Origin of the sequence: Paenibacillus agaridevorans (assembly GCF_018604145.1) — a bacterium.
Classification (GTDB): domain Bacteria; phylum Bacillota; class Bacilli; order Paenibacillales; family Paenibacillaceae; genus Pristimantibacillus; species Pristimantibacillus agaridevorans.
Genome location: NZ_CP075889.1, coordinates 1,375,065 through 1,392,839 on the forward strand (window position 1 = coordinate 1,375,065; position 17,775 = coordinate 1,392,839).

The following is a 17,775-nucleotide window of genomic DNA, read 5'->3' on the forward strand; positions in this document are numbered from 1 at the left end:
AAGCATCCCTTGGAGTTACGATCTTGTTGATGCTTTTGTATCCCGTTTTACTTGCTATGGAGACGAGGCGGAAGAAAACAACCAAACATGTCATTAGACATGTCAGATCGGAGAAGATTCATTGAGACTATACATGCCGCCGACAGGCGAAGCTTACAAGCGGGTTATCGATTTGGCGATCCGAAATTCGGATCGTTTTGTGCTTAAACAACCGTTGGAAATTCACCCCGTCTGGGATACAACCGGATATATGCTTGCTTTGGAGGCGCTGGAGCCATACCTGATTCATACTCGTAAGATTCCGGCTGGCAATATGGAGGATGTCATCGAGGCGCAAGAAAGCTATAGAAGCAGCGCTTTTTATACGGCTGGCATCTACCGGTTCTATCGTTGCTGCGAGGAAAGCGGCAAGGTGCTGAAGGAGCTGGCCGATGGTTTGTCCGATTGGAAGTTTCCCAACCTTCCCGAGGATTTGTGTTTCTTGATAGATGGGGGCGGCGATTACTTGTATTCCATCGTACACGAGAACATGTATGGTCTGGAGGTATCCGAAGAAGAGGCGACTATGTTGATGGATCAAAATCCGGGCCTGTTTCTGGAGCTCGAGGACCATCACAATTTGGATCGTCTGCTGGAGGATGCCCTCAAGCAAAAAGGGACCCGTCTCTCGATCAGCGGGCATGGATTGAAGACGTTGCCCGATGACATTCGTTATTGCACGGAACTGGTCGAATTGGACATTTTCGAGCAGGATCTCTATGAGCTGCCCGAAACTTTGTTCGAGCTGAGCAAGCTGGAGATTTTATCGATTATGACGGCCGATCTGGCTTGTATTTCTTCTTCCATCGGCAAACTTGAAAATTTGCGGGAGCTGCGTATCGTATGCGCCAGTTCGGACCGGCCCGCACCAGGCTGGACTCCCAAGCCCCTCCATAAGATAAGCTTGAACCGCATCCCGCCGGAAATCGGCGAGCTGCGGCGGCTAGAGGTTCTTGCGATTCAATATTCGTCTATCGAAGAACTCCCCCAAGAGATAGAGAAGTTGAAGAATCTCCGTCATTTGATGATTGCTCCTAGCATGCTTCGCGCTAAACCCGACTTTCTCTCCCGCATGAAGGATCTGAGCTTTATCTACAATTAGAAATTGGAACAGCGACAGCCAAGGACGAGAAAAGACCTGGGCCGTCGCTGTTTTTTTGCTAACGATCTCCGATTGCTAAAAGGTCTATGCATTAAAGTCGATTATTCAAACCATTGTCTCGGTCCAATCAAATGGAATAGTCGGTTACCATCCATATTCAACGCATCCTGAATACGTGCGATTGTAAAGTCACTAATAGGCTTGGGCAAATGATCTATAGCCCAATATTTACAATCAGTTACTTCTTTCTCATCCGGCTGTGGCGGTTGGTTGCCGTCCAGCTTACATGTGAAAACAAAGTGGTGCATATCATGAACAGCTTCATAATAAACGCCAGTCAAGCGCTCAACCGAAACTTCAAGCCCGGTTTCTTCCAGCACTTCTCTTTTTGCCGTATTTTCGGCAGATTCATTTTGCTCAGATAAGCCGCCAGGTAGTTCCCAATTATATTTTCCGTAGTTATGTTTTACTAAAAGAACTCGCCCTTCCGAATCCATGATAACTGCCGCCGCTCCAACTGGCTTTCGTGACATTCCTGCATTCCTCCTGGTCGATTAAATTGAAAGAGTTAATTAACATATATTAACATATGAACAGACGTTAATTAGATTAAAAAGTTGCACTGAAATTAACGCAGTAAAGCTGCCGATCATCGTCGGCAGCTTCATTCCTGTTCGGTTATTTTTTACCAATCAAAATCGTAAAGTCCATCGTGACTTGTTTCAGATTCATCTGAAGCACTTTTTCTATACGCTCGTTAGAAGCACCCCAGGATAATGGCGTCATGCCGAGCAAAGGTTCGATTAAGGATTCACCCAGGTTTACTTGATACCGAATGTTTTGAACATCCACTAACTTGATCTGCTCGTTAAAGTGGCTGGTGGTAAGGAAATTCGAATAATCCTGTTTATCTGAACCGCTGTAAAAGATTTCTCTTAATTCCGACAGATAATCCCGATTAGGCACGACTTTAATGACCAAACCATGATCGCTAAGCAATCTCTGGAATTCCGAATAATTTGCCGGAGAAAGAATATTTAAAATGAATTTGAATTGCCGATTTGCAAATGGACAGTTTGCAATGTCCGCGACACACCAGATCGCATCGGAATATTCGGATGCAGCCATACGAATGCCCTCTTTTGAAATATCGATTCCTACAGCCAATGTAGCGATATTTTTATTCTGACTTATTTCTAATCGTATGTTATTTAAGTGAGACCCTTCTCCACATCCCGCGTCCAGTATGCTTATAAGATCATTACTCGAGTGCTGATTCCTTATAATTTGACTTACCGCGACATGTAAGGGATTAAACAAACCTCCGTTGCCGATTAATCTTCTGTGCTCGAATACCTGTTTATCATATTTAGTGTGATTACCTTGAGACGACAGGTTTACATATCCATGTTTTGCTATATCAAAGCAGTGCCGATTGCTGCAAATCAAACTTTGCAAATTGACCCCTCGCATCGATTTCTTGCATAATGGGCATCTAAATAGCTCTTGATTCTTTTCGATTTTTTCTGCACTAATCCACTTTTTACTTTTTTGGAACACAAAAAAGCACCCTTTCATTCGTAGTAGGACAATGAAAAAAGGCGCAGTCAAATAAACCCTGGCATTTCTGTTCAAAATGCGGGTTAAGCGATCTGCACCTTACATTACCTTAAACGAATGAATTTGATGATCATGAATTAGCTCTCCCTTTTGTAATACAGGATTAAACACTCTTATATTAGCATGTTTCGCTTACAGGAGGAAACATTGCTCGACAGCATGCGGCCTTTACATATACTACGCCCGTCCCTGCCTGGCGGAACGATATTGTCCCGGGGTTATGCCGGTTTCCTTGCGGAACAGCCGGATAAAATAGTTCACGTTGTCGATGCCGACTCTCTCGCCGACCTCTGCAACGGAGAGGTCGGCATTCGCCAGCAGCGAACGCGCCTCCGATATTTGCAGGCCGTGTTTGAATTGCAGCGGGCTCTTGCCCGTGTACAATTTGAGGCATCTAGCGATGTAGTCGAACCGGTAATGCAAGGCCTTCTCCATATGGTCGGCGCTGAACGGATCCGTTGCATGTCGCTGCAAATAAGCAATGGCGAGATCGCACAGCTTACGCGACCGGGGAGCATAACGTCTTTGCGCGGCTTCTTGCAGCTTCACCAACAAGGAGGCCAGTTCGGCTTGAAGCAACAGCGAGCCGGAGGCCGTCGCGCGATGATGCAGCTCCAACATGCGGTTCAAAACGGGCAGGAGATCCGGACCGTTGAAGTCGGCGAATTTGGGAAGGTACATCGTCTGTCTGTGAGGAGCCAGGTCGAGATCCGTGCCTTTGGCATAAGGGAATGACCAAGGAATACTGGCGCTGTCAAGCGTCCGGACAGGCGCATCGTGGACGAAATGAACCCAGTAGATCTCCGTTGCTTCGGAGCTTGCTTGATGGCCGATATGATGTTTGCCTGGCTCCAGCACTAACATATTGCCTTCGGTAATTTCATAAGACTTATTGTCTTCGGTCATATATAGGACGCCATTGTTAACAAAGAGCATGTCATATACGTCGAAAACGCGGGAGAGATGCTTGATCCCGGGCGGCCAGACAGCATGTCCGATCGTGACCAGCTGAGGCAACGGGGGGATCGCAAGCTCGAGACAAATCATGGCGTGCCATCTCCTTTGCAAGAAGTGCTGGTTGCCATTCATTGTAGCATGCTTCGGCATCGAAAGGTAGAAATCGTGCTATTACAAGTCGTTTCCGAATCTGTCCAATCCGCTCCGTGCTTCCTATACTTAAGGCATATGAACAGGAAGGGAAGAGTGAATCATGCGATTTCGTCAGGTCCATCTAGATTTCCATACTTCCGAGGCCATTACGCCGATCGGAGAACGATTCGACAAAGGGCAATTTCAGGAGATGCTTCAATTAGGCAGCGTGGATTCCATTACGGTATTTTCCAAATGTCATCACGGCTGGGCTTACCATCCGTCCGAAGCCAACGAGATTCATCCCGGACTAAGCTTTGATCTGCTCGGCGCTCAAATCGAAGCCGCGCATGAAATCGGCGTCAAGACGCCCGTCTATTTGTCGGCGGGGCTCGACGAGAAACTGGCAATACGGCATCCCGAATGGCTGATCCGCGACAAGGAAGACGCGACAAATTGGGTCAAAGGTTTTATGGATCCGGGCTATCATGTTATCTGCTTTAACACGCCGTATCTTGACATTTTGTTGTCGCAGATCGCGGAGACGTTGTCCCGCTACGATGCGGACGGGCTGTTCCTCGACATCGTCGGCGTCAAATCCTGTTATTGCCACAGCTGCGTGGCAACGGCTAGACGGGAAGGGATCGATCTTCGGAACGCCGAAGACATGCAGCCGCTATGGGAGAGAACCTATGCGAATTATACGGCCAAGGTCAAAGAGACCGTGGAATCCGTAAAGCCGGGACTTCCGATCTTTCATAACGGCGGCCATATCAAGCGCGGGCGCCGGGACCTGGCATGGATGAACACGCATCTGGAGCTGGAATCGCTGCCTACTGGCGGCTGGGGCTACGACCACTTCCCGTTGTCGGCACGATATGCTCAGACCCTTGGCATGGAGTTTCTTGGCATGACGGGCAAGTTCCATACGACATGGGGAGAATTCGGCGGCTATAAGCATCCCAATGCGCTCCGTTACGAAGCGGCGCTCAGCATTGCGAACGGGGCCAAATGCTCCATTGGCGATCAGTTGCCTCCGAACGGCCAAATGGACAAAGCGACCTATGCCTTGATCGGGGCTGCATATCGGGAGGTTGAGAGCAAGGAAGCGTGGTGTACGGGGACGACGAATGTTGCGGATGTCGCGATTCTGTCGCTGGAGGCGACGGGCGTACATCCAAAGGTTAAAGAGGAAGGCGTAAAGTCGGAATCCGATGTCGGCGCGATCCGCATGCTGCTGGAGGGCAATATCTTGTTCGACGTCATCGATTCGGAGCAGGATTTCTCGGCGTACCGGGTCTTGATTCTGCCGGATTACGTAGCAGTGGAGGGCTCCCTGCAAAAGAAGCTGGAGGCTTATCTGGAACAAGGCGGCAAGCTGCTTGCGACGGGCTGGTCCGGACTGGACGCCGAAGCGGAGAGCTTCGTCATCGACTTTGGCGCTAGATTGATTGGGCGCAATCCGTATCGTCCTGATTATTGCCGTCCGTTGTTTAAGCCGGGAAGCCTGGAGGAAGCGGCGTTTATTTTCTACTCGCAGGGGCAGAAGATCGAGCTGCAGGGCGGAACGGAGCTAGGACGTCGCGAGGATCCTTACTTCAATCGGGATGTTTACACATTCTGCTCCCATCAGCATACGCCTAACAGCGAGACCTACGGAGGGCCGGGCATCGTTAAGAACGAGAATGGCATTTATATAGCCTGGAACGTGTTCGACGAATATGCCGAAAAGGGCAGCCTGATCCTGAAGGAAACGGTCGTGCACGCGCTGAAGCAGCTTCTTCCCGATATCACGCTCGATACCACTCTCCCGGCGCAAGGCGTCGTTACGCTGCAGGAACAGAAGGCGGAGAAACGTCTCGTTAACCATCTTTTGTACGCAACGCCGATCCGTCGCGGTAAAAACATCGAGGTTATTGAGGACATCATCCCGCTTCACAACGTTGAGGTGTCCGTTAGGACTGACGCTGACGTTAAGGGCGTATATCTGGCGCCTCAGCTCACTCCGCTTCCATATCATTTCGAGAATGGCGTCGTTTCGTATACGGTACCCGAATTGGATTGCCACCAGATGGTCGTTATCGATTATAATGAATAGGTTGATAGATTAACGACTAATTTATAATTAAAGGATGGCGAACCATGGATTTCAAACCATTAGCCCTATTCCTCGACCGTATTACCGCTTGGCGCATTCCGTGGGCGGAGGTGCTGGTCATGCATCGCAACGAGACCGTATTCCGCTACCGGAGCGGAATGCTGGATCTGGAGGCGGGAACGCCGATTGACGAAGACCGGATTATCAATATTTATTCCATGACGAAGATCATGACCTGCGTCGCGGCATTGCAGCTTGTCGAGCGGGGAGCGATGTTGCTTAATGACCCAATCTCCCTGTACTTGCCGGAATACGCGGAGATGAGCGTGAAGCAGCGGGGAGAAGACGGGGAAGTGACGCTGGCAAAGGCGGAGCGTCCTATTACGGTGCGGGATCTGTTTACGATGACGGCCGGCTTCTCGTACGATCTGTCCGTGCCGTCTATTCGCGAGGTGATCGAGACCACGGCAGGCAAAGTGCCTACCAGAGCGTTCGCAGAAGCGCTGGCGAAGGAACCGCTCCAGTTTGAACCCGGCACGCATTGGAATTACAGCCTCTGTCATGATGTGCTGGCAGCGCTGGTGGAAGTCGTAGACGGACGTCGCTTCGGCGTATACATCCAGGAGGAAATTACGGGTCCTCTGGAAATGAGAGATACCGGCTTCGACTTGTCTGCAGAGCAGCGCGGAAAAATGGCTCCGCAATATTTTTACGATGATGCTCTGGGCAAGGCAATAAGACATGACAATAACGGCTACCGGATTGGGACGGAATACGAAAGCGGCGGCGCCGGTCTCTTATCGACCGTAAGCGATTATGCATTGTTCCTTAACGCGCTAACGAACCGGGGAACGAGCCCGGCTGGCGTACGAATTTTAGCTCCCGCTACTGTAGGGCTGATGCTTGCGGATCATCTCACTCCGGCTACGCGTCCCGATTATAATTGGGAGCATATGAAGGGCTACGGCTATGGACTTGGCGTCAGAACCCATATTTCCAAGGAAGAGAGCGGTTCGTTAAGCCCCGTCGGCGAGTTCGGATGGGCAGGCGCAGCGGGCTGCATGGCCATTATCGATCCTGCAAACGAGCTTACGGTCATGTATGGCCAGCATATGCTGAACAACCAAGAGCCATACGTGCATACACGCCTGAGAAATATCGTCTACGCTTGTATCTAAGCAATCGGCGAATAACAAGAAAGAGCCGTCCCCGGCATGTACCGGGAACGGCTCTTGTTCTTGCGGCAACCATTTGCGTTATTACAAGACTGGCTTTATCTAACCCGGAACACCGCGATCGCCTGTTGCAGCTCTTGGGCGAGCACGGCCAGGGACTGCGCAGTGGCGGCGGATTCTTCGCTCGCGGCCGCGGCTTCCTGCGTCGTGGCGGAGATGCTCTCTACCGCGGTCAATACCGTCGTCGTCTGGGCTGCCTGCTCCTCGCTGGCCGCCGCGATTTCCGACACTTTCATGCCCGCGTTGTTGACGAAGGACACAATGTGCTGGAACGATTCCGACGTCTTGTTGGACATGGCGACGCTTTGATGGACGGCCGTCGAGCTTTGTCTCGTATTTTCTTGCATGCCTTTAATAATGCCCGTAATTTGTTTCGTCGCTTCGCTGCTTCGTTCAGCCAATCGGCGAACCTCGTCGGCGACGACGGCAAATCCTCTGCCTTGTTCGCCGGCACGGGCGGCCTCGATCGCGGCATTTAAAGCCAGCAGGTTCGTCTGATCGGCAATATCTTCGATGACTTCGATAATATCGCCGATTCTGGAGGAATCCTCTTCGAGTCGCGACATAGAGCTCTGCAGGGAATGCATGCTTTCCATGGAAGATTGAACGACCTCGTTGCCTTGACCCGCCATCTCCATCGTTTTGTCCGACAGCTCGGACGCGATTTCCGTGTTTTCCGCTACGGAATGAATGGCGGACGAGAGCTCCTTGAACAGCTCGCTGATCGTTTGAGCCGCTTCGGCCTGATTGGCATTGCCTCCGGCAAGCTCCTCGCTGCTGGCGGACAGCTGCTCGGCGGATGCGGCCACGTTTTGCGAATGCTCGGAGATCCGGCCAACAACAACTCTAAGCTTGTCGATCATGGCATTGATGCCGTCCCCGAGCTTGCCGATTTCATCGCGCGTGCCGATCTCGACCTTCTCGCGCAGATCGCCATCCGCTACTTTTGAAAGCAAGGCGACAACTCGATTTAATGGGCCTGAAATAATGCGAGAGATGAAATATCCGAATGCAATGCTTGCGAGTACGGCTGCGACTAATACGGCAATCGTAATGTTCCGAGACGATTCATACAATGCTGCGCCTTCGTCTCTGGCAACATCGGCTTCCTTCATGTTGATATCAATTAATTCGTTAAGAGGCTTCTGAAGCTCGCCAACAAGAAGGACATATTCTCCGTCGATAAACGCCAGCAAATCTTCAAGATTATTGCTGTCCCTAAAGGCAATGGCACGGCTCACCGCATCTTTGTATTTGGGCCATTGGGTCTGAAATTGGCTGAGCGCCGTTTCGGATTCCGTTGACAGCTTCGTTTGGCTGAAGGCTTGAACTGCGGTTTCCACCACTTTCATGTCGGTTTCCAAGGTCGTTTTCGTTTCGTTAATCATTGTGGAGGTTTGAGACATATATAATTTGCGGACGAACGTACGCATTTCGCCAAGAGCGATTTTAGCATTCTGTATTTCGGCAACTGCCCTAAGCTGGTTCGTGTACATATCGTTTAAGCTGCTATTGGTTTTGCCCAAATTGCTTAAGCCGTACAAACCAATGAAAGTCATCATGATTGAAATAAGAAGGAACGCGGCAATCAGCTTAACCATCGTTTTGAGATTATAGAACCATTTCATGTTAGGTAACTCTCCTTGTCGCGTATGTAAGATGTTCCGCAGGGCGCGGCTATTCGTTATTGCATAAGCACTTCTTTCAGCTTAAGAATACCAGTCAAATCGCCCTCCGTAATGCCTATTCCGGCAAGCAGCGAGGAGGAGATGCCGCCGAATTGATCAGGCGGAAGCTGAATATCCTTGAAGCGGAGCACCTTGTTCACTTTATCGACAATAATACCGGCCGTCGTATCCCGATTGCGAACGACAATAATGCGAGTGGATTTGGATACAGTCTCCTCCGACATGCCGAGCAGCAGTCTAAGACTGAAGACGGGGACGATTTTTCCTCTCAGATTTACGACGCCTTTTACATACATGGGCGTGTCCGGCATCCCCGTAATTTCGAGCATTTGAATAATTTCGTGTACTTCAGAAATAATGACGGCATATTTGTCCGTACCGATGTTGAATTCAACAAATTGCTCGGATAAATTGAGTTCCATGGTATTTTTCCTCCTGGGCTGGTGTAAAGCGCGGCATGGCGATAGGGCGCTCCTTGCTAACTGTCGTTGGGGGCCATGGCGTTTGGCCAACCATACATGTACAGTGCGCCAGGCTTGCGAACCATTTTAATGAACAACTCCACGAGTCCAGGATCCAGTCGGTTGCCCGCCAATCGTCTCAATTCTTTTACGCCTCCTGCTATGGTTCTGTGGGAATAATGGCCTCCAGGCATTACCCAACCATCAAAAATATCGAGAATCGCACAGATTCTTGCATATTGCGGAATATGTTCCCCTGTAAGCCCGTCTGGTGTGCCACCGCCATCCCAGCGCTCATTCTGATGACGAACCGCGGCAAGTATTCGGGAATTCATGACCGGCTCCAGTAATCGGACTCCGATAGCCGGATGCCTCTCCAGCGCGCCCGGACGTGATCCGAAATACTTCCTCTCATGATCAAGAATCGAGTTGTCGATCAACAGCTTGCCAATGTCATGCATGAGACAGCTTTGAACTAACTCTCTCGATTCACGTTTGTCCAATTCAAGTCCTGCCGCGAACTTCTCAGCTAACAATGAGGTTCGAATGCAATGATAGTACGTGTCGGGGTGCTTGCGCCGAAGCGCCTCCATGGCATCGTACAACGGATAGCCGCCGCCGTGTCCTTTTTCCGATAATGCGATCACTCTCACCGTCGCCCACCTCTTTTCGCAAGCTGCTTCTCCGGATAGTCAATTTGGTGCGGCAACTTGAGCAAAATTCGATAACGCTGTAATTCGACAACATTCCTATGACGATTTAACTAGTTGAAGCGTTGTTCGAACGTAGTATAGTATGTTTATACTGTTTTTACAACCTTCATTTAAGCCCAAAGTCCTGAATGAAATATAAGAATAAAATGGAAAGAAATTAATAATAATAAATGTGCACTAAACAAAAAGCTGTTAATATGTGAGATAATAAGTGAAATAAATAATCGTAAGACTGAATTGATGAAATATTCATTAGATTCAAACGAATTTATTGAAAAAAAATTCGAAACAATATGTTAAAATCAATTTATTTCCTTATGATAAAAAATTAATATTTTTAATAAGAATATGTCGATTTAAAATACATATTATTACTTATTTGAACTATTGTTTTTCCAAAATAGCTTAGGGGAATCTGTATGTTTTTGTCGAATGAGAGAGATAGGGCAACAGGTGAAACGGGAAGCTTGGAGTCGGTCGAACACGCCATGAAGCGAGTCAAGGATCGACGAATGTATGAACGGTACCAGGCGCTGTATTTGCACCTGAAAGGATATTCGCCGGAACACATTTCCGATATCCAGAACCGTCACGTCAAAACGATAAAATCGCATATCAAAGCCTTTGAGGAAGGTGGGCTTGATGCCTTGAAGATGGATTTTTCGCCTGGCGCGCCGCCTAGATTAACGGAAGTTCAGCTGGAAACGCTGGTGCAAATTATTAACAACAGATCTCCGAAGCGCGGCGGGTATTCCAGTGGTCGGAAGTGGACGTTGCAGGCTATTGCGACCTGTATTGAAAGGGAATTTGGATACCGATACTCTCTTAGAGGTGTATCGAAGCTCGTGGAACGGCATGCTATTCTTAAAGACTCCAGATCAAGCAGGAAAACGAAGTATTAGTCTACTTTTTGAATAACCTCTAAAGGGAAAAACATTAGTTCAAGTAAGGGTTTGTTCAGTTCGGAAGCATCAAATTAGGAAAAAGGAGGAAATCGCGATTAACATTTATCCGAAATTGGAAAATTTTTCAGCCTATATTCATTCTTTGTCCGGCGAGAGACTGACTCGGGAGCAGTTGATTGTACCTGAGCTCCTGATAGAAGAAGAGCAAAGGATAAAAATGTATTATGTGCCCTACGATTACATAAATGTTGATGCAAAGCTGATGCTCGTAGGTATTACGCCAGGTTTTACCCAAATGGAAATAGCTATTCGAACAGCGCGAGACGCACTGCACAGCAAGGTTCCGTTGCAAGACATCCACCGACGGGCAAAACTCGCCGCAAGCTTTGCCGGCACGATGAGAACGAATCTGATCGCCATGTTGGACTTAATTGGCATCCCGGCCCTTCTTGGCATAGCGGGAAGCGGAGAATTGTTTGGCGTTCGGCGCGAGTTCATCCACACGACCTCGGCTGTCCGTTATCCCGCATTCGTCGAAGGGCGCAATTATACAGGACACGCTCCTTCTATTATGCAGTCGCCTATGTTGTCCTCCTATGCCCGGTCGATCCTGCTGAAGGAGTTGGAGTTAGCTGGCAATGCTTTAGTTATTCCGCTTGGGAAAGCGGTGGCGGACGTGCTTCGTATTTTTGTTCAGGAGGGGCTGCTGCGGGCGGAACGATGCCTGTTCGACTTCCCTCATCCTTCCGGCGCGAATGGCCATCGGTGGAAGCAGCTCGAGATGCATCGGGAGAACTTGTCAGCGCAGGTTGCCGATTGGTTGAGTCGACGGTAAACTGGACTCAAAGAGGCAAGACGAAAATCTCTATAAAAAAGGAGGTTCATTATACGATGAGTCATGGGCAACGTATCGACAAAGCCTCTATTATGATCTCTGCTACTCAGCGTGAGGTATACGAGGCGTTCATTAATCCAAAGGCCTACGAGTCGTGGCTGCCGCCACAGGATATGACGGGGCAATTGCTGGAGTTCGACCCCCAACCAGGGGGAGCTTTCCGCATGAAGTTAACGTATAACGACCAGGGTTACGCTCATGCAGGCAAGACGACCGAGGAAGCCGATATCGCGAAGGGATACTTTCGGGAGTTGACGCCCTATGAGCTTATTGTGCAGGCTGTCACATTCGAATCCGACGATCAGCGATTTGCGGGCGAGATGACGATGACGTGGAAAATTTATCCCAATAACGGAGGCACTATGGTTTCCGTCGAATGCAGCGATGTTCCTGAAGGCATTGGCCAAGAGGATCATGAGATGGGTCTGAACGCCAGCCTTCGGAATTTGGAACTTTATTGCGAGATGCAAGCAGGCCGAATGGCTTAATACCGCAAAAATCGCCGATTCAATCCGGCTGCAAATGCTACTCGGACATAGTCCGCACAAGCGATATTCATACTGACCATAAAAATCGTAATCCCTTCCGCAATTGGCAGGGATTGCGATTTTTTGTTGCCGTCCGACCGTAGCACCCTCCAGGATTTATGGTCTACACGACATTGGGATAAGATGGTACAATAGGAAAAGTTGTGTTGGAGTAACTGTAGAGGACGTGCCGGCATTGGAGACGGAGAAAACGGAGCGCAATTACGAGGAGTTACCGCCGCTTGGAATTTCAGGATTTTATTTTCGTTATATGCGATTGTAAGCTTTTATCAGAAAAAAGCAATCGTACCGCGGCTTATGATTATATTCTACGGAATTAGCTTTTTGATCGGTGCAATAGATACGCTTCTCGTGTATCAGATTCCGGCAGCCAAGGAACTGGACAGCGGCGATTCTGTAATGGATATTGTCCGCTCGTTTATCACATGTTTAATATGGATCCCGTACTTCTTGAAGTCGGAACGGGTCAAAAATACGTTTATACGATAGGGCGGGAGTATTTCCGCTTATAGTGGTTAAATGGATAGGAGGTGTTTTTCATTGTCCAAATCTCGAACCGAACGTTATGGCTTAGACTCCGCAGGGGCTGGGTTTTGGACGGGTATATAGTCGATGCCGAACAACTGCCGGAGCTTGAGAACCTGCTGAAGCAAGTAGCAGAACAGCATGGCATTAAATTAAGAAGGTACTAGCTTTTTGGTGAAAAGAGGGAAGTATAATGAAGGCTAAACTGATGAGAGTGATGATTACCTTCGGTACAACGCTGCTTATTTTCGGAATCATCGTCACGTTGTCCAAAGAAACGATTATGCAGGAACACGCCACGCTCGTCCAGAAAAAACCAAACTCCATTACAATCGAAAATAACAAGGGGCGGAAGACGATACTTTCCAATACCGTTGATATTAGCCACGTAACCGAGATGGGACAGGAGTATTGGATCGAATACAAGAAAAAGAAATTGCAGCCGCTAAAGCTGGTGTCCATTAAGCAATAAAACATGTTTCGCAACCCCGCAATAGAACATTTTGATGTTTTCTTCCGCCGAAATCCCACAAAATGATGCATTTCGATACGCTCCGCTTCTCCCCAAAAAAATGATGCTATAATGATAGCACCATAGATAAAGGGGATTTTGCTCATGCGTACGCGGCTCGGAAAGCTCGTTCCCCATAAGCTCAAATACCGGCTGTTTACCGTTTTCGTGCTCGTCATATTGCTGCCGTTCGGCGTACTGAACATCTACAATTATCAGAGGATCGAGACATTGGTGCAGAATAAAATCAGCGAGCAGAGTCACGAGCAGCTCGACAATCTGCATCGTTCATTGGAGGATCAGCTCAGCATCGCGTTTAAGACGCTGATTTTCCTGGAGAAGGACTCCGACGTGCGGGATATTTTGCAGCATCCGGATAAACGCAATATACTTGAAAACGCAAAGTTAATGGAAAGCAAGTTCAAAAATTTAAACAACAGCTTTTTCCTATATAATCCATCGGTGTATTTCACCTTGCTGGACGATGATGGACACTTCTATACCTCATACTCGCCTCGCTACACGTTAAAATACGAGGATTTCGCCGCCAATTCGTCCATTGTCGAGATGAGGGAAACGGGCGCTTCGTACTTTTGGGTGTCCGATGACCAAAATTACGTGTCGCCGGACATATCCAAAAGCCCGACGCTGTTATCTCTGTACGCCAGTCTCAAGGATAATCGAAACCGCGTTTACGGCTGGGCCCGCATCAGCATCGACTTCTCCTTTTGGTTCCAATCGGTGCTGCAGAGATCGGAGAGCAATCAAGCTTATTTTATCGTCTCGCGGAAAGGGGAGATTATTTCCCGGTCGGCGCCCGAGTCTCTTCTCACTGCGAAAGCCATTACGCATGTGACGGCCGAGCCGGTTAACGGCTATTGGAAAGACGGGGACAACAGCGCGCTTGTCAATTACAGCTATTTGCCTTCGCTGGATTGGTATTTGGTTAACCAAATTCCGCTAAACATCTTGTTCCAGGAGATTGAAAGCTTGAAAAAACAGTATTTTGTTTCCTTCTTCCTTATTACGGCGGCATTTATCGCGGTAGCTTTCATGATTGCGTACACGTTTACAAGACCGTTATCCCATATGCAGGCCAAGATGAAGGATGCCGTGCGCAAGGATCTTCGTATTCGGCTGCCGGAACATAATTACAAAGGCGAAGTATTGGAGCTGACGCGCACGTTCAACGAAATGATGGTGGACATGAACGCCCTCATTCAGCGTCTAAAGGCGGAGGAGCGGCAGCGTGACGCCGTTCACTTCCAAATGCTGCTTGCCCAGGTTAATCCGCATTTCCTCCTCAATACGCTCAACACGATGAAGTGGATCGGGCTGCGAAGCCGCAATGAAGAAATTGTGGAGATATGTCTTTCGCTCGGCAAGCTGCTGGAAACCAGCCTCAACTCCGACGTCGATCTTATTCATTTGCGGGAGGAAATCGAGCTTACGAAAGCTTTTATCTATATCCAGCAGGTTCGGTACAGCAACAGCTTCGAGGTGGAGTTCAGCTACGAAGAGGAGATTCAGTACGCGCTTGTGCCCAAACTGAGTCTGCAGCCGCTCGTGGACAACGCGATCAAACACGGGATTGCTAGCCTTGCGGGAGGCGGCAAAATCTATATCCGCATGGGTTTGTTAGAGAAAGATGAAACGAAGCTCGTGCTGGAGGTGGAGGATAACGGCATCGGCATGGATGGGGCTCTGCTTAACGGAGAAGCCGGGCGGAAACGTCCGGGCATCGGTCTCGACAACGTGCGTGAACGGCTGCGCTTATTATTCAAGGAGGACGGTTCGCTCGAGCACGTGCCGATCCCGCAAGGCACGCTGTTCCGGCTTAACATGCCCTTCCTGTTGTCCGAGCCCTATGAGCTGCAACGAATCGAGCCGAACGACGGGGAAGAAAGGTAGGGATGGACCATGTGGAAGGTATTGCTTGTTGAGGACGAGACGTTCGTGCGCGAATCCGTCAAGGAGATCATTCGCTGGGAGGACATGGGCTTCACGTTGACCGGCGAAGCGAGCAATGGCGAGGAAGCGCTGGAGATGATTCGGCAGGAACCGCCGGACCTTGTTCTATGCGATATCGTGATGCCCAAGATGGACGGGCTTGCGCTGCTGAAGGAAACGAGACGAGCGGGCATACCGTCCAAATTCGTTATGTTGACCTGTATAGGCGACTTTGAATCCATGCGGCAGGCGATGGAATACGGGGCGTCCAACTATATTCTGAAGCTGTCGATGAGCGTCAAGGATCTCCGGGAGACGCTGGCGAAGATCAGCGCGGAGCTGTCTTCGTCGAGACCATCGGGAGTGCATGGGAATACGGGCGCTCCGCCGGACGCGGCGAGCAGCAGTCGGCCAAAGCCTGTTAATCCCCTGGACAAAATTACGCATCCCGAAGTCAAGAAGATCATTCAATTCATCGACAGACATTATGCGGAGGAGATTTCGCTGTCTTCGTTGTCCAAGTACGTCATGATGGGAGAGAACTACGTCAGCGCCTTGTTCAAGAAGAAGACAGGGGAGACGTTGATTCATTACCTGCATCGGATCCGCATCGAGAAGGCCATCGAACTGCTAATGTCGACGGAACTCCCCGTTAATCAGATCGGGCAGAACGTAGGTTTCATGAACGACAACTATTTCATCAAAATTTTCAAGCGAATGACCGGAACGACGCCAAGCCAATATCGGCAGTCCCAATAGAACGATTCCGTTCGCGAAGACGAGGAGAGCGCTTGCAAATTGCAAAGTTATGTTCCATCGGATTCGTGATTTTGTTACTTATAACGTTCCCATCCGTCTTGCTATCCTTGATGTGCACCACCCAATTCAAGACATTCAAGGAGGTCGAAAGCTTGTGACTAAAAAAACATGGTTGACCGGCATGGCATCGCTCGTTATCGTTTCGGGCGTTCTGGCAGGTTGCTCGGGTAATGGAAACACCGTCAATACAAATACGGATCCGGGGGGTTCTCCTTCAGCGAGTACGCCGGCTGCAAACGGCGAGAAGGTCAAGCTTAAGATGTGGGGCGGCGTGCCGCCGGAATCGGGACCGCAAGCGGTGATTGATGCCTGGAACAAAGAGAATCCGAATATTCAGGTGGAATACGTGCGGTACGTAAACGACGACGAAGGCAACCTGAAGCTGGATACGGCTATGATGACGGGCCAAGACGTGGACTTGTTCGTCAACTATACGATCTCTCATACCGCGAAACGGGTGGAGTCGGGCCTTGCGCTGGATCTAAGCGGCTTCGCCGACTACAATATCGAAGAGAAGATGGGCACGGATTCCGCAAGCTGGAAGATCGGCGGCAAGTTCTATGGCGTGCCAACAACGAAAAGCCCGTTTTTCGTCGCTTTGAACAAGGATGCGCTGGATGCGGCAGGACTTGAAGTACCGAAGGACTGGACTTGGAACGAGCTGCGCGAATATGCGACGAAGCTGAAGTCCGGCGATGGATACGGCTTCATTCAGCACACGGAGCCGTATGTTGACCCCATTGACTCCGTCCTGTCGCAAGAAGGTTACACGAAGGCGGATGGCACCTCCAACCTTGATCACCCGCTTGTGAAGACCTGGCTGGAGACGCTGAACGGCATGATGACGGCAGATAAGTCCACGCCTCCGCTCGGCGAGCAGTTGACGTCCAAGATGCCTGTAGAGCAAGAATTCCTAAGCGGCAACGTACCGATGCTGAACATCGGCGCTTGGTTGCTTCGTAGCTCCAACAACTTCACGGATTTTCCGCGCGACTTCAAAATCGCATTCGCCCCGGTTCCGCGTTTGACCGAGAACGCTGCTGATTATACGACGCGCGGCGGATTGGGAGATTACATCTCCATTAATGCCAAGTCCAAAAATCAGGCCGCAGCATGGGAATTCTTGAAGTGGTATGCGGATGGCGGAATGGCGCCCATGGCTTCCGGCGGCAGGCTGCCGGCTTCCAAGGATGCCGATCAAGCTACGGCGCTCGACAACTTGCTTGGCGACAAAGCCGACACGTACGATCTGGACTCGCTTATGTATGTCATGTTCGATAACGAGGTTCCAACCTACGTCAGAAGCTTGCCGCAAGAAGTGATGGATATGCGTGCGCAGGAATACGAGAAATATTTCCTTGGCACGCAATCGGCCGATGCCACCATCGCCAAGATGATGGAGCGTCACAACGAATATTTGAAGCAAAACAAATGATAGAACGATTTGATGAATAGCGCAAGCGAAACCGCCTTCCGAGGCGGTTTTTTTGTGTGAAATCGTGGGATCAATCCGGTAGATATGTTCATTACCGACAGGACGGACGGTTGATAAACTTGACGTATTCCATGAAGAAACG

17 protein-coding genes are annotated in these 17,775 nt (G+C 49.6%); 11 read left to right on the top strand and 6 right to left on the bottom strand.

Annotated elements, in window-relative coordinates:
- The first annotated feature begins 121 nt into the window (after positions 1–121).
- Positions 122–1,141, top strand: coding sequence for a leucine-rich repeat domain-containing protein (locus KJW29_RS05290; RefSeq protein ID WP_214629024.1), 1,020 nt, complete (start codon positions 122–124; stop codon positions 1,139–1,141).
- A 101-nt stretch (positions 1,142–1,242) separates the two neighbouring features.
- Here the strand turns inward: KJW29_RS05290 and KJW29_RS05295 are convergent, their stop codons facing one another.
- The 3 genes from KJW29_RS05295 to KJW29_RS05305 form a co-directional block, all read right to left on the bottom strand.
- Positions 1,243–1,674, bottom strand: a complete 432-nt coding sequence (locus KJW29_RS05295; RefSeq protein ID WP_087570995.1) for an NUDIX hydrolase — start codon at positions 1,672–1,674, stop codon at positions 1,243–1,245.
- A gap of 145 nt (positions 1,675–1,819) precedes the next feature.
- Complete coding sequence (locus KJW29_RS05300) at positions 1,820–2,701, bottom strand: putative RNA methyltransferase (protein ID WP_246608597.1); 882 nt, start codon at positions 2,699–2,701, stop codon at positions 1,820–1,822.
- Positions 2,702–2,938: 237 nt separating this feature from the next.
- Positions 2,939–3,808: an AraC family transcriptional regulator gene (locus KJW29_RS05305; RefSeq protein ID WP_214629025.1), complete on the bottom strand. Its 870-nt coding sequence runs from the start codon at positions 3,806–3,808 to the stop codon at positions 2,939–2,941.
- Positions 3,809–3,971: 163 nt separating this feature from the next.
- On the opposite strand from KJW29_RS05305, the gene KJW29_RS05310 reads away from it, so the two are divergent.
- Positions 3,972–5,948, top strand: a complete 1,977-nt coding sequence (locus KJW29_RS05310) for an alpha-amylase family protein (RefSeq protein WP_214629026.1) — start codon at positions 3,972–3,974, stop codon at positions 5,946–5,948.
- A gap of 44 nt (positions 5,949–5,992) precedes the next feature.
- On the top strand, positions 5,993–7,126 hold the full coding sequence (locus KJW29_RS05315; RefSeq protein ID WP_214629027.1) for a serine hydrolase domain-containing protein: 1,134 nt from the start codon (positions 5,993–5,995) through the stop codon (positions 7,124–7,126).
- Positions 7,127–7,221: 95 nt separating this feature from the next.
- Here the strand turns inward: KJW29_RS05315 and KJW29_RS05320 are convergent, their stop codons facing one another.
- From KJW29_RS05320 to KJW29_RS05330, 3 genes are read right to left on the bottom strand one after another with little or no spacing between them, the layout of a single operon-like run.
- On the bottom strand, positions 7,222–8,811 hold the full coding sequence (locus KJW29_RS05320; RefSeq protein WP_214629028.1) for a methyl-accepting chemotaxis protein: 1,590 nt from the start codon (positions 8,809–8,811) through the stop codon (positions 7,222–7,224).
- Positions 8,812–8,867: 56 nt separating this feature from the next.
- Positions 8,868–9,293 carry a chemotaxis protein CheW gene (locus tag KJW29_RS05325; protein WP_214629029.1) on the bottom strand — a complete coding sequence of 142 codons (426 nt, stop codon included), beginning with the start codon at positions 9,291–9,293 and terminating at the stop codon, positions 8,868–8,870.
- A 56-nt stretch (positions 9,294–9,349) separates the two neighbouring features.
- Positions 9,350–9,985: an HD-GYP domain-containing protein gene (locus KJW29_RS05330; RefSeq protein WP_087571001.1), complete on the bottom strand. Its 636-nt coding sequence runs from the start codon at positions 9,983–9,985 to the stop codon at positions 9,350–9,352.
- Positions 9,986–10,464: 479 nt separating this feature from the next.
- On the opposite strand from KJW29_RS05330, the gene KJW29_RS05335 reads away from it, so the two are divergent.
- The 8 genes from KJW29_RS05335 (at position 10,465) to KJW29_RS05370 (ending at position 17,633) form a co-directional block, all read left to right on the top strand.
- Entirely contained in the window at positions 10,465–10,947 is a 483-nt protein-coding gene (locus tag KJW29_RS05335; protein ID WP_214629030.1) for a helix-turn-helix domain-containing protein, read from the top strand.
- A gap of 220 nt (positions 10,948–11,167) precedes the next feature.
- Entirely contained in the window at positions 11,168–11,785 is a 618-nt protein-coding gene (locus tag KJW29_RS05340) for a uracil-DNA glycosylase family protein (protein ID WP_214629031.1), read from the top strand.
- 56 nt (positions 11,786–11,841) lie between these two features.
- The gene (locus KJW29_RS05345) at positions 11,842–12,333 is read left to right on the top strand and encodes an SRPBCC domain-containing protein (protein ID WP_214629032.1); all 492 of its coding nucleotides are present in this window, start codon (positions 11,842–11,844) and stop codon (positions 12,331–12,333) included.
- Positions 12,334–12,534: 201 nt separating this feature from the next.
- The gene (locus KJW29_RS36705) at positions 12,535–12,882 is read left to right on the top strand and encodes a DUF2569 domain-containing protein (protein WP_214629033.1); all 348 of its coding nucleotides are present in this window, start codon (positions 12,535–12,537) and stop codon (positions 12,880–12,882) included.
- Positions 12,883–13,111: 229 nt separating this feature from the next.
- Entirely contained in the window at positions 13,112–13,390 is a 279-nt protein-coding gene (locus KJW29_RS05355) for a hypothetical protein (RefSeq protein ID WP_214629034.1), read from the top strand.
- Between the two features lie 144 nt (positions 13,391–13,534).
- Positions 13,535–15,340, top strand: coding sequence for a sensor histidine kinase (locus KJW29_RS05360; RefSeq protein ID WP_214629035.1), 1,806 nt, complete (start codon positions 13,535–13,537; stop codon positions 15,338–15,340).
- 9 nt (positions 15,341–15,349) lie between these two features.
- Positions 15,350–16,138: a response regulator transcription factor gene (locus tag KJW29_RS05365; RefSeq protein ID WP_214629036.1), complete on the top strand. Its 789-nt coding sequence runs from the start codon at positions 15,350–15,352 to the stop codon at positions 16,136–16,138.
- Positions 16,139–16,292: 154 nt separating this feature from the next.
- Positions 16,293–17,633 carry an ABC transporter substrate-binding protein gene (locus KJW29_RS05370; RefSeq protein WP_246608598.1) on the top strand — a complete coding sequence of 447 codons (1,341 nt, stop codon included), beginning with the start codon at positions 16,293–16,295 and terminating at the stop codon, positions 17,631–17,633.
- Positions 17,634–17,775 lie beyond the last annotated feature (142 nt).

Coding starts and splice junctions, on each gene's coding strand:
- KJW29_RS05305 (WP_214629025.1), bottom strand. CDS start 3,808: ATGATTTGTCTCGAGCTTGCGATCCCCCCGTTGCCTCAGCTGGTCACG.
- KJW29_RS05365 (WP_214629036.1), top strand. CDS start 15,350: ATGTGGAAGGTATTGCTTGTTGAGGACGAGACGTTCGTGCGCGAATCC.
- KJW29_RS05325 (WP_214629029.1), bottom strand. CDS start 9,293: ATGGAACTCAATTTATCCGAGCAATTTGTTGAATTCAACATCGGTACG.
- KJW29_RS05295 (WP_087570995.1), bottom strand. CDS start 1,674: ATGTCACGAAAGCCAGTTGGAGCGGCGGCAGTTATCATGGATTCGGAA.
- KJW29_RS05345 (WP_214629032.1), top strand. CDS start 11,842: ATGAGTCATGGGCAACGTATCGACAAAGCCTCTATTATGATCTCTGCT.
- KJW29_RS05335 (WP_214629030.1), top strand. CDS start 10,465: ATGTTTTTGTCGAATGAGAGAGATAGGGCAACAGGTGAAACGGGAAGC.
- KJW29_RS05310 (WP_214629026.1), top strand. CDS start 3,972: ATGCGATTTCGTCAGGTCCATCTAGATTTCCATACTTCCGAGGCCATT.
- KJW29_RS05355 (WP_214629034.1), top strand. CDS start 13,112: ATGAAGGCTAAACTGATGAGAGTGATGATTACCTTCGGTACAACGCTG.
- KJW29_RS05315 (WP_214629027.1), top strand. CDS start 5,993: ATGGATTTCAAACCATTAGCCCTATTCCTCGACCGTATTACCGCTTGG.
- KJW29_RS05340 (WP_214629031.1), top strand. CDS start 11,168: ATGTATTATGTGCCCTACGATTACATAAATGTTGATGCAAAGCTGATG.
- KJW29_RS05320 (WP_214629028.1), bottom strand. CDS start 8,811: ATGAAATGGTTCTATAATCTCAAAACGATGGTTAAGCTGATTGCCGCG.
- KJW29_RS05360 (WP_214629035.1), top strand. CDS start 13,535: ATGCGTACGCGGCTCGGAAAGCTCGTTCCCCATAAGCTCAAATACCGG.